At 42.3% G+C, this 12013-nt stretch carries 9 protein-coding genes and 1 pseudogene; 9 read left to right on the forward strand and 1 reads right to left on the reverse strand.

Features of this window, described 5'->3' with window-relative positions; genetic code table 11:
* Nucleotides 1–67: 67 nt before the first annotated feature.
* From AS29_RS05935 to AS29_RS05950, 4 genes and pseudogenes are all read left to right on the forward strand, one after another.
* Nucleotides 68–958: a DMT family transporter gene (locus AS29_RS05935; RefSeq protein WP_035410545.1), complete on the forward strand. Its 891-nt coding sequence runs from the start codon at nucleotides 68–70 to the stop codon at nucleotides 956–958.
* Nucleotides 959–1116: 158 nt separating this feature from the next.
* Nucleotides 1117–1300, forward strand: a pseudogene (locus AS29_RS22020) (IS4 family transposase); the annotation flags it as partial.
* A gap of 266 nt (nucleotides 1301–1566) precedes the next feature.
* Nucleotides 1567–2313: a TcaA NTF2-like domain-containing protein gene (locus AS29_RS05940; protein ID WP_035410541.1), complete on the forward strand. Its 747-nt coding sequence runs from the start codon at nucleotides 1567–1569 to the stop codon at nucleotides 2311–2313.
* 826 nt (nucleotides 2314–3139) lie between these two features.
* A complete protein-coding gene (locus AS29_RS05950) occupies nucleotides 3140–4195 on the forward strand; it encodes a DUF5105 domain-containing protein (RefSeq protein WP_051860787.1) in 1056 nt (351 codons plus the stop codon).
* Nucleotides 4196–4378: 183 nt separating this feature from the next.
* Here AS29_RS05950 and AS29_RS05955 read toward each other — a convergent pair whose 3' ends face one another.
* Nucleotides 4379–5593, reverse strand: coding sequence for an MFS transporter (locus tag AS29_RS05955; RefSeq protein WP_035410539.1), 1215 nt, complete (start codon nucleotides 5591–5593; stop codon nucleotides 4379–4381).
* 229 nt (nucleotides 5594–5822) lie between these two features.
* On the opposite strand from AS29_RS05955, the gene AS29_RS05960 reads away from it, so the two are divergent.
* The 5 genes from AS29_RS05960 to AS29_RS05985 all read left to right on the forward strand — a co-directional run bounded on the left by AS29_RS05960 (nucleotide 5823) and on the right by AS29_RS05985 (nucleotide 11996).
* Nucleotides 5823–6179, forward strand: a complete 357-nt coding sequence (locus AS29_RS05960) for a YciI family protein (protein ID WP_035410536.1) — start codon at nucleotides 5823–5825, stop codon at nucleotides 6177–6179.
* Between the two features lie 142 nt (nucleotides 6180–6321).
* Nucleotides 6322–6792, forward strand: coding sequence for an inner membrane protein YiaA (gene yiaA / locus AS29_RS05965; RefSeq protein WP_035410533.1), 471 nt, complete (start codon nucleotides 6322–6324; stop codon nucleotides 6790–6792).
* 79 nt (nucleotides 6793–6871) lie between these two features.
* Nucleotides 6872–8065, forward strand: a complete 1194-nt coding sequence (locus tag AS29_RS05970; protein ID WP_035410531.1) for a TerD family protein — start codon at nucleotides 6872–6874, stop codon at nucleotides 8063–8065.
* A gap of 388 nt (nucleotides 8066–8453) precedes the next feature.
* Entirely contained in the window at nucleotides 8454–10310 is a 1857-nt protein-coding gene (locus AS29_RS05980) for an alpha/beta hydrolase family protein (RefSeq protein WP_051860786.1), read from the forward strand.
* Between the two features lie 564 nt (nucleotides 10311–10874).
* On the forward strand, nucleotides 10875–11996 hold the full coding sequence (locus tag AS29_RS05985) for a hypothetical protein (protein WP_035410525.1): 1122 nt from the start codon (nucleotides 10875–10877) through the stop codon (nucleotides 11994–11996).
* The last annotated feature ends 17 nt before the right edge of the window (nucleotides 11997–12013 follow it).

The raw sequence follows: 12013 nt of genomic DNA on the forward strand, positions 1-12013 counted from the left end.
ATGTGATTATATCAAAAGGGTCCCTGATTTTTAGGACAAATTTAATATCGCTGCGGAGGAAATGGATATGGAAAAAGAAAAAAAGGGATTATTGTTGGGTTTTTTGGGGGTGGTCTGCTTTAGTTTGACGCTGCCTGCTACCGGTATGGCGGTTCAGTATTTCGGCACAACGGTAACGGGGTTGGGCAGAACCGTCATTGCAGCTATATTAGTCACGGGAATATTAATTGTCCGGAAGGAAAAAGCACCCAACCGGAACCAAATAAAGAGTCTTGGTATTGTTGCCGCAGGAGCGGTCCTGGGCTTTCCACTCCTGACCTCTTGGGTCATGAACACATTGCCGGTTTCACACGGGGCAGTGGAATTAGCACTATTGCCTTTAGCAACAGCGGGAATTGCAGCGTTAAGAGCAGGAGAAAGGCCTTCTTTACGGTTTTGGATTGCAGGCTTAATGGGAACAGGAGCGGTCCTTTTCTATGCCATAAGTTTAAATCTTGGAACGTTTCAAATAGAGGATGCAGGCCTCTTAGCGTCCGTCCTTTTGTTAGGACTTAGTTATGCGGAAGGTGGAAAGCTCTCAAAAGAAATGGGCAGCTGGCAGGTTATCGCATGGGCGATTGTCATAGGGGCTCCCTTCTTTCTAATTCCTGTAGCGATGAATCTTTCAGCGGAGATGTTACATGCTCCCATACAAGCCTGGGCGAGCTTGCTTTATTTAGCGTTGGTCAGCCAGTTTTTAGCGTATGTCGCCTGGTATGGCGGAATGGCATTAGGCGGCATTTCCCGCATAAGCCAGCTGCAATACCTGCAGCCGTTTCTGATGATTTTGTTTGCTGCAGTTTTTTTAGGGGAATCCGTCAGCCTCATAACAATCGTTACGGCCATGATCGTCGTTCTATCTGTTTTCATCGGGAAAAATGCCACGGTATCCAAAAAGAAATTACCAGGATCCATGTGACCCTGGATTTGAAAAAAGAAGCACTGAAGAACCAACAAATAGTCCCTGGTACTTCTTTATAAATTCATCAAGACACCCGCAGCTTCTCCCTGCTCCCGAGAAAACCGGGACGATTCTAATGCTTCCTAACATATAAGGAAGCGCAATAACCGTCCCGTTGCTGTTTAATCAGAGATTTTGATTGGACAGAAGCTCTTCAACATTTGATTGGGCTTACTGAAGAGGCACTGAAATTGAGTTCAGAAAGTCATAAACATAATTAACAGTCTATTAGCTCAATGGATTGCAGGTTTGCCCAACTATATCAAAGCCTACCTGCCTGTTTCAATCTGCGAAAGTTGAGCTAAGTTGAGCTAGATTATTTATGCAGAAATGCTTAAATGTATTTTAAGATTGTCGATATTATTAGTAAGAAATGGATAATTAGTAAGAAAATTGTTTCAATATATTACTTAACTGAAAAACAAGAAAAATGTTGCTGATAAGCTACTTTTCTTTAAATGTAATTGAATGTTAAATCGGTATCTAGTAACGAAAAAAATGCAGTCTAGTTAATAAAAGTTTTACATAGAAATTAATAAAAAATTCTTATTATTAAGGGGAACAAGATGTCATTTTTACTTGTATTGATAGGTGCTTTACTTTGGATAATAGGTGGTATAGGTGTTATTGTTTTTGCATTCTTAGCTTTCATTAATAGAAAACGAAATAGTGCCTCAATGTATGCAAGAGCAGGTACGATTTCTTTTTTCTTTTTAGTAATTGGTATAGCTGTAATGACTTTTAGTGAAGAAGGCTATTGGGAACGTGCTGAATTGTCAGATAATGAATTAAAAGAAAATAAGGAAATAGAGCAGAATATACAGAGGAACTATCAATTAGAAGAGGAAGCTTATCAAAACTATATCCAAGAACAAGAGAAGAATATAGAAAATTATCAAGAATCGGTAGAATCAGAGGTAGCCGAAACGTCTCAACAGAATAATTCTGAGATTGGGCCACTTGAAGAACAAGAGGTATACAATTTGGTTGTAAATTATGGAAATGGAATGATTCAAGCAATTAATAATGGAGATTTCTTAATTGTAGAATCATTTTTACTACCAGAAAGTAATTTATATATTTCACAGCGTAAGTTAGTAGAGGATTTATATAACCAGAATATAGTTGAGAATTTATACACTTTTAACATTGAATCTATTAGTAAAGTAGGTATAAATATGTTTGAAGTTGAAACTTTTGAAGAAATAGGTATTGAGAAACAAGGAAAAGAAGATATTAAAGAATTTCAATGGTTATATACAGTCCAAAATGTTAATGGAGAGTATCTGTTGAGTGATATAAGGGGTAAATGACTCAACTTTCGCACTTGAATATATCTAATTGAAACTATAGCCTTTAAGCCTTGTACCGTTGATTCATTTGTAAAATCCCTGCTAGCAATTCTATCATAAAGTCCTTAATTGGTGTTTTCCCAGTATTAATTCATATTTTATAAATACGTATTTTAATAAAAGGGGTAACATTCAGACTTTTAATAGAGAACCCCCTTGTTGATACATAAAAAAGAAGTATCTAAAAATTATTCAACGTTCCTTGATACTTCTTTATTCTATCAAGACATCAGCAGCTTCTCTGTGCTGCTGATGTCTTTTTCCTTTTGTTCCAACCGGGTAACTCACAAAAGTTAACAAACTCGCGGCAATTGCCATCAAACCCCCAGACCATGTCACAATCATCAAATCTCCTTGATGGTAGACAACCACACCTAATGCAGAAACAAAAGCAATCCCGACATTTCTAGCAACTGGCATCAAGGAAGCAGCGAGGATGTTACTGAAGATTGAGATGTATACGTAGCCGAAAACGATGAGGCTGATGAAATGGCTTGGCGCTGCCATTTCATTCAGGAAGGGAACAAGGTACGTGTGAACACGACATATATGGCTCCGAATCCGAGAGACGGGATGAAGAAGGGCATCAGGTTTCTAGGGTGTGTCACCATAGAGAATTGATCACGGATCGAGCTGCATCCCGGTGCTTTCCAAAGGCTAGAAAGACGCACTAGTATCTGTAAAAAAGTTCAATAGTCATGCATTTATGGTTTATGTTTCCATATTAGGGGGAAATTGAATGTCGAAACGGAACTAATACAATTGAACTAACTGGGAGGATTATTGAATGATTAGAAAAGGGAGTTTACTAGTTTTAACGGGTATGCTGATGGTAGCGGCAGCAGGCTGCGGCGGCTCTGGGGAAAAGGCAAATGCCGGAAGCGGTAAGAGCAAGGAGCTGGATGTTTCAGTGGCGGATGCTTCATACATATTGACAGGTGAGGATGACGGCGTATCGGAGAAGGATACGGGTGTCCTGATGGTCAACTTAAAGGTAAAGAACAATTCAGACTCAGCTTTTACCATTTCTTCAATGGATGGAATCAAGCTATACCAAGGGGAAAAGGAGCTGAGCCCGAAAAGAGATGTCTATTCTTCTGATTTGGGACTGGAGCCAGATATGCCAGGGAGCATCGGAGCCGACAAAGAAAAGACCATCCCTGCTTTTTTTGAAGTAGAAAAGGGAGAGACATATGAAATTGGGATCAAACCGCGTTCCGAGAATTATGAAGATAAGCTAAAGGAAGTTACACTGAAACTGGATACAGAAAAATATGCAGACAGTCTGGATCTGATGGAGGATCCTGCGAAAGCTTTGACAGCCTATATCGAGACCATTTATCTGGATAAGGAAAATCCGGATTTTGAAAAGCATGTCTCCGCTGATAAGCGGGCACTTCAGGAAGAAGCAAAATCAAGCTTCAACGACGGCCTGAAAAGTATCGTATATAATTCCATTCCTGCTCAAGAAGTGGATAAGCACTATACCAGCTACAAATCCGTACTTGCTGAAAAGGCAAAACTTAAAGCTGAGCCTAAGGCATATGCCAATGACAGGGCGGTCGTTACGCTTGAATATTCCACAGTGCCTTTAGATGATTCATATGAAACCATGTCTGATTTACAAAGCGAATATAAGGAAAAAACCAATGACTATGACTCCAAGAAAGCTCAGAGCTATGCCTTGGAGAAGTTCGATGCTGTGCTGAATTCATTGGAAGTCCAGCAAGGAAGAGATCCATTGGAAATTAAAATGATTAAGAAGGATGACAAGTGGTCGGTTGATACAGAAGATTACAATAGTGAAAGGATTGTGGAAGTATTTGCATCAGGGTCCCGCTGATAAAAGGAGCAGGGTATCTTCTGCAAATCTCCTTTACAACAAGTAACCATTCATAAATAAGTCGCATATGCGGCTTATTTTTTTGCCTTCTCTAGATAGGAATATATTAAGGTGAAAAAAATCATTTTAAAAAAGAAGCACAAAAAACCAATCAATGGTCCTCGGTACTTCCTTAAAAATTCCTCAAGACATCCGTGGCTTCTCTCTCCTGCTGATGTCTTTTTCTTTTTGATCCAACCGATAACTCACAAAAGTCAGCACACTTGCAGCAATTGCGACCAGTCCCCCAACCCAGGTCACATTCATTAAGTCCCCTTGATGGTAAACGAGTCCGCCTAATGCGGAACCAAAAGCAATCCCGACATTGCTGGCAACAGGCATTAATGAGGCGGCGAGTCCTGTTGCTTTTGGCTGGTAGATCCCGGCAAGGTCGATTAGATAGAGCTGGGTGGATGTGGTTAACAGGATGGCCATTAGGGACATCAGGCCGATGTTGATCAATCCGATAATAAGATCGTTTGTCGTCCAGTATAGAGCGATGAGGACAATGGCTTGGACGAGAAAAACGAACCGGAGTCTTCCAATCGCGTTGTTGCTGGCGATTTTGCCGGCTAGGATGTTGCTGAAGATTGAGATGAATCCGTAGCCGAACAGGATGAGACTGATCGAGCTGCTCGGTGCTGCCATTTCATTTAGGAGCGGCACGAGGTATGTGAATACAACATACGTTGCTCCGAATCCAAGAGATGGGATGAAAAAGGCCATTAGGATTCTCGGGTGTGTTAATAAAGAGAATTGATCCCTTATTGAGCTGCGGGCTTGATTTTGCAGCTCGGGCAGGATGAAAAAGGATGCTATAAAGGCAAGTCCTCCGAGAAAAGTGGTTAGCAGGAAGGTTGCATTCCAGTTATACCAATCCGCAATGACCGTTCCAATTGGAACGCCCACTACGTTTGCGAGCGTAAACCCGCCGAAAACAAATGAGATAGCCAGGCTGCGTTTTGCAGCCGGCATGGTTTCACTGGCCACCATCATGGCAAGGGAAATCAAAACGCCTGTTACAATCGCCGTCAGCATTCGAAGTACGAGGAGCAGAATATAGCTTGACGATATAACGCACAAGGCATTCAGAATGATGAACGCTCCGATCAAAAACAGCATCCATTTGCGTTTTGGAAAATGGCTTGTTGCGGACATGACGAGTGGTGTTGCAATGGCAAATGTCATCGCAAAAGCAGAAACAAGTGTGCCTGCTGCTGAATTGGTTATATGAAGGCTCGAGGAAATATCGGTCAGGATCCCGACGATTACAAATTCGCTCGTGCCGAGTACAAATGTTAACAAAGCGAGCGTGAAGATGAGCAGCCAATGCCGCCTGGTTAATTCTACGGTGTGCATAAGTACCTCTTTTCTTGGATGAATAAAAACGTATTCCATAAACAATTTAATCATCATACCATAAACCGTTTTTATAGTTCAAAAAAATGGAGCCTGTCCCTCCTCGACATACTGCAGTGAGACAGGTCATTATTGAAATTTCTTTACGCTTAAAGCCACCAGCAGGGATGGGCTTTGTTCTTATGGAATAATGATAGAAACTGTCTCAAATAGAAAAGGAGGAATGATTATGCTGTTTATGCTGATTGTCAAAGCCTCGAAGAACTCGGAAGCCGGAAATCTCCCGAGCTCAGAGCTTATGGAAGCTATGACGAGATACAATGAGGAATTAGTTAATGCAGGCGTGCGGGTAATGGCTAAAGGACTTCATCCAAGTTCAAATGGAATCCGCCTTTCTTTTTCTAAACAAGGGGAAGAACCTCTGATGACAGAGGGTCCATTTACGGAAACGCAAGATTTGATTGCCGGTTTCATCCTAATTGATGTGAAGTCAAGGGAAGAAGCCATTAAGTGGGCTCTTCGGATGCCGGACCCGCAGGGATTTGGTGAAGGCCAGATTGAATTGCGTCAAGTATCTGAGGCATAGGGGCAATCATTCATGCAATGCACGGCGATTTAAAAATAAACCCTTCCAATAGTAACAACATATGTAAAAAATTGCTATAATGGTTTTTGTAATAGCACTATAGGCATATACATACTCAATGACTGTGAAGGGGAGCGAAATAATGGCTGATATGAATGAAAACCCGTTAATGATGGGCGATGAAAAGAGTCCAAAGATCAAGGTAGAAAGAAAAGAAGGCGAACCGACAGCTGCTTTTAAAGGGGCGAGCTGGGCGGCTTTGGTTGTGGGAGTTGCTGCTTATCTTATTGGTTTGTTTAATGCCGGCATGCAGCTGAATGAGAAGGGGTATTACTTTGCTGTGCTGGTATTCGGATTGTATGCAGCTGTGTCTCTGCAGAAAGCGGTAAGGGATAAGGACGAGGATATTCCGGTTTCAGGGATCTATTATGGGCTTAGCTGGTTTGCGGTGATTGTAGCGATCGCCTTGATGGCAATCGGGCTTTATAATGCCGGCAGTATTGTTTTGAGTGAAAAAGGATTTTATGGGATGGCGTTTGTTCTTAGCTTGTTTGCTGCCATTACGATTCAGAAAAACATTCGCGATACGCAGGTTGCTAGAGGAAGAGATTAATAATACGGGGGTGTTGCTGCTTGCAGTAATGCCCTTATTTGTTTAGGTAGTTGAATAGAAAAAGAGGGAGTGGAATTTTATGAACGCAATGCTGCAAATGGGAGGCAATACGGTTTTAAGTTCTCCAAAGGGGTATGTGAGGGTTAGCTACGAGATGTCTAGTATGATTGACCTTTCCTTAACGGCCTTTCTGCTTACAGATTCAGACAAGGTACAAGGGGATAGCGGGATTATCTTTTATAATCAGCCGGAGGGTCCTTCTGGCGTGGCCACTCTTCTGCCATCTGAGAATGCAGGTCACACGAAAGTACATACCCTTCATTTTGATCTGAGTAAAGCCCCAGCAGGCATTAGTAAAATAGCGATTACTCTTACGGAAGATAACCACACAGGGTTTTCTAATGTAAAGAATTTAAAGGCTGAGATACGGACGGATGATGCCACGGTCGAGTTAACTCCCTCCAGCTTCTCAAAGGAAAATGGGATTGTCGCAGCAGAATTGTATGTAAGAAACGGCCAGACAAAGGCTAAATCCATTTGGCGCGGCTTCGACTCCGGTCTTGACGGTCTGTGCAGAAATTACGGGGTGGAGGTGGAAGCGGAGGAGCAAACGATGGTTCAGCCAGAACTTGTGAAAAAACCGCCTGTTCCTGAAAGCAAAATTCAACTTGAAAAGGTAAAGGGTAAAATCAATCTCGACAAAGGTCAAAAGCCGGTCATTATTGAAAAAACACCAGAGATTACAGCGACGGTATCCTGGCAGACTGGAACGGATTATGATATCTATGCTTTAGTTTATACAAAGGATGGCAGACAAACCGATGTAGCGATGTTTGGTGCAGAAGGAACGCCTCCGCTCAGAAGGTTCGCAGGCGGAGCAGTAGAGCATATGGGTGATGTCGGGAGAGATAATCGGTCAACCAAGACAGAAGTGATTAAATTACGGCTAAATAACGATATTCTTGCAGTTGTACCTGTCGTTTATTCTGCCCAGTCAAATGGGACAGGCTCATTCTATAGATACAAGGTGTCTATGAGCATCGACAATCACAACGGTACGTCCGTTACCATATCTGCCAAGAATGCGAATAACAATGACCGGATTTACACCTGTGTACCCGGGATTCTCCATAATACTCCTGATGGCGTGATGATCAGTCCTTTGGAGCTGTATAGTTATCCGAACTCAGAATTCAGGCCAAAGCTTAGGATGGGGGCTTCGAATATGGTAGAGGTTGTAATGGATGAAGGGCCGAAAAACAACTATAAATAGGCTGAAAGGTAAAGAGATAAGTTGAAATGGAAGAGGACTATTCCTTTAGAGGCATGTCCTCTTTTCCTCGCTCTTCGATAATGGATTTTTGCTTTTAAAAAATTCATTAACTCCTCCCGCATCACCTTCGTGATAATAGTACCTAATGTATGCAGAGACTAATGCTTAGAAAATATTTCGGAACACGAAATAAAATAATTGACACCGCTTTCAAGTGCGGTTATCCTAAATTTAACAAGTTAACTATGGCGAGAGATTGGAGACCCATGCTTTTTGGACCCTTTTTACAGGGTCTGTTAAAGTGCGGGTCTTTTTGTCTGTTATTGGCTTGGGAAAGGGGACATGATGGGGGTAAAAGTTTCTATAATAAAAATAAGGGGGAGAGTTTATGAATAAAAAGAAATCACTTCGGTTACTGGCCATTTCACTGGTTCTTTGTTTAATTAGTGCGATTGGTGCATCTTTGGTTCAAACATCCGGCGGTCAGGTTAAAATTAAGGATTTGCGGTGGGAAACTTCTTCGGGCCACTTAATGAGCGGATTATTATTTGTGCCTGAGAATGCGTCCAAAGATAAACCTGCTCCGGCCATTGTAACGAGTCATGGCTGGTACAACACCCGGGAGATGCAGGATTTGAATTACGTGGAGCTGTCCCGGCGGGGCTATGTAGTAATTTCCATAGATATGTATGGCCACGGGAACTCGGATGCGGTGAAACCTGAGGAATGGCCTGTGAATGGTACGGGAATGTATGACGCGGTCAAATTGCTCGCTGACCTTCCTTATGTGGATAAAGAAAAAATCGGCATTACAGGCCACTCCAATGGGGCAAGGGCTGCTAACTGGTCCATCAATGAAGACAATAAGCAGGAGAACCCTCTTGTGTCTTCCGTTCTGCTGATTGCGAATGATGCGATGTATACAGATGATCCTGGCGAGCCTTTATACTGGGCTTTAAAACCAAAGGATGCTAAGTATACAAATGTGTATGGTTCGCGGGATGTTGGAGTGATTGCTGCACAATATGATGAATTTTTCTTTAGATCGTTTGGAAAGGACGGAAAGCCTACGGTTCCGAGAGACTACATTAATACGGATCCGGCCCAGTCCTTTTTGAATTTTGGTGCGAATCCTGCAGAGGGAGAAAAGCGGGAGAGCTCCAAATTGTATAAACAGACGATTGATGGCGAAGAAGCCACACGTGTCATCTACAATCCTGCACAGATTCATCCGTGGAATCACTTTTCAAAGGATGTAGTGGAAAATACAATTGAATACTTTGACTATACGTTAGGAACTCCTGACCAAATCAATAGCTCCAATCAAATCTGGCAATGGAAAGTGTTCTTTAATTTTGTTGGTCTCATTGGTTTTGTCCTGTTTATCGTAGCTGTGACGAAAGTGCTTCTTTTCACTTCTCCATTCGCTTCACTCCGTGCAGATCAGGAAGTAAAGCCTCAGGCGGCGCCTGCGGGTATCGGGAAGCTATGGTTTTGGGGAGGCATTGCGGCAAGTGCACTGGTTTCGTATTTTAGTTATCTGGCTCTTTATAACTGGTCCGTTGAAAATATCCCGCCATTCTTTCCACAGTTCCCGCCTTTCTATATCGGAATCTGGTGTGTAGTCACAGGGTTATTTACTTTGATCATAATGGCTGCTTCCCACTTCTTCTATTCTAAAAAGAATGGCTTGGACCTTAAGGAAACTGGAGTGCTAATCAGCTTCAGAGCGTTGGTGAAAACGATTGGCCTGGCGCTTACTGTAGCTGTTCTATCCTATAGCGTTGTATTTGCAGCCGATTACTTCTTCAAAGCAGATTTTCGTATTTGGGTATTGACTGTTAAGGCCTTTACGCCTGATAAATTGCTGATTGCGCTGAAATATCTGCCGTTCTTTTTATTGTTCTATGTGGCGAACTCGATTGCCATCAACTGCTTTAATTTTGTGAAGATCGGCAAAAAGGAGTGGATCAACACTGCAATAATGGCTTTAGCCAATTCCATCGGCATCCTCATTCTAGTAGTCGTTCAATATATGAACTTCTGGATTACCGGTGAAGTGTTTTATAATGATCTATCTCATATTATCGGAATCTGGCTTTTCCCGATCATCATTATTCTGATTGTGGCAGCCGTCGTTTCACGCAAAATTTATAAGGTTACTAGAAATCCTTATCTGGCTGGTTTTATCAATGCGTTCATTATTACAGTGATGACTGTAACGAATACGCTTACACAGCTTTAATGAAAATAGTGCCTGAAATCCCCAGAAGCTTTAACGTCATAAATCGACAACATTTAGAATGTGGTAGGATTTTTATATAATGTGCACAGGTTTGAGACAGCGCATATTTTATCATCAGCGGATATTTTTTACACCCGATTGATATAAAAGTGGCTAAAAAGAACCAAATACCTTGTGGTAAACAGTATTATGGGAACCCTCCTCAAATGGGCGGGTTCTTTTGATTCTTTTTCGCGATCATATCCTTTATCGACATTTTTTCACCTCTTAGCAATTCTCAAGCTCCGAGGAACAATCCAACAAACAAGTCCAAATCATACTTGATTGATAGAACAGATTAATCATCGGGGCGTTACTGATTGCAGTAATGCCCTTTGTCGTTTGAAGGGTGCTTAAAGGATGCTGGTTTATGGAGCACTGAAAAATCCGGTTTTCGGAGATCAAGCTGCCAAGTAAGAAGAAGGACTCCTGAATCTTATCTTATTTTCAGTTATCATAGACTTGTAGAATGTTGTCTAAAAGTCGCTTTCATCAGGTGAAATATGAAACAGTAGGTGGGATAACTTGAAAAAAAGAACAAGGGCAGGATTTTGGTTAGGTGCGATCCCGTTTTTAATGGTAGCGGGCTGTTCTGAGGCAGCTACTTCACAAGAAACGATGCCGGAGATGAACGAGGAGTCGAAATTAACCTCAAAGGATCCGTACTATGACACAGAAAGCATAGCAAGTTCTCCGAGGTTTGCCTTGAGCGCGAATTATAAGGAGATCGAGCCTTCCAAAAAGGCGAAGCCGCTGGAAACGAATTATACCAAGGAACAGCTGGCTAAGATTACAGTAGCAGAAGCCCATGGAGGCAGCAGGGAGAGAAGCGTGCCTTTAGGTCAGACCCTGCATAAGGATGTAGCGGATCAGACAGAGGGACCGCTTAAGGACTCGCGGATCGTTGCCTTTTATGGAAATCCAAATTCCATTAATATGGGGATACTGGGAGAACATAGCCCTGAGGATTTAATGGATAAGCTGATGAAGCAAACTCGCGCTTATTCAGAGCTGGATCCTGAACGACCTGCGATTCCTGCGATTGAACTGATTACGACCATCGCTCAGCGCACCCCTGGGGATAAGGGGCTTTATGTCCACTCTACGCCGGAGGCCGATATTGAGAAGTATGCGAAGCTCGCAGAAGAAAATAATGCGCTTCTTTTTTTAGATGTGCAGCTTGGCCGTGATTCTATTATGAATCAGGTGAAGGCCCTTGAAAAATATTTAAAGAAACCAAACATTCATTTAGCCATCGATACGGAGTTTCACGTGAAACAAGGGCAGGTCCCCGGAGAAAATCTGGGTCATGTAGATGGGAAAAATGTTCAGGAAGCAATCAAATATGTATCAAAACTTGCTGCTGAGAACGGACTTCCAGACAAAGTTGTCGTGGTCCATCAATTTGCGGATAAAATCATCAGCAACAAGAGCGCCATTCAACCGGCCGAAAATGTGGAGGTTGTGTTAAATAGTGACGGATTTGGAGCGCCATCGCTGAAAACATCAGGCTATCATCTGCTTGTGCAAAGCCAGCCCATTCAATACGGCGGATTCAAGCTGTTCTTTAAAAATGACAAACCGGTCATGACGCCAAAAGAGGTACTGGCGCTGGACCCGGCTCCGTCATTTATTAATTATCAATAAGTTCATGTACATAAAAA

Source organism: Bacillus sp. SJS, from assembly GCF_000732485.2.
In the GTDB taxonomy this organism is placed as follows: domain Bacteria; phylum Bacillota; class Bacilli; order Bacillales; family Bacillaceae; genus Metabacillus_B; species Metabacillus_B sediminis.

What these genes read in the sequence shown, in the direction of transcription:
- AS29_RS05950 (WP_051860787.1), top strand. Translation starts at nt 3,140, where the DNA reads ATGATTAGAAAAGGGAGTTTACTAGTTTTAACGGGTATGCTGATGGTA.
- AS29_RS05970 (WP_035410531.1), top strand. Translation starts at nt 6,872, where the DNA reads ATGAACGCAATGCTGCAAATGGGAGGCAATACGGTTTTAAGTTCTCCA.
- AS29_RS05935 (WP_035410545.1), top strand. Translation starts at nt 68, where the DNA reads ATGGAAAAAGAAAAAAAGGGATTATTGTTGGGTTTTTTGGGGGTGGTC.
- AS29_RS05955 (WP_035410539.1), bottom strand. Translation starts at nt 5,593, where the DNA reads ATGCACACCGTAGAATTAACCAGGCGGCATTGGCTGCTCATCTTCACG.
- AS29_RS05980 (WP_051860786.1), top strand. Translation starts at nt 8,454, where the DNA reads ATGAATAAAAAGAAATCACTTCGGTTACTGGCCATTTCACTGGTTCTT.
- yiaA (WP_035410533.1), top strand. Translation starts at nt 6,322, where the DNA reads ATGGCTGATATGAATGAAAACCCGTTAATGATGGGCGATGAAAAGAGT.
- AS29_RS05940 (WP_035410541.1), top strand. Translation starts at nt 1,567, where the DNA reads ATGTCATTTTTACTTGTATTGATAGGTGCTTTACTTTGGATAATAGGT.
- AS29_RS05960 (WP_035410536.1), top strand. Translation starts at nt 5,823, where the DNA reads ATGCTGTTTATGCTGATTGTCAAAGCCTCGAAGAACTCGGAAGCCGGA.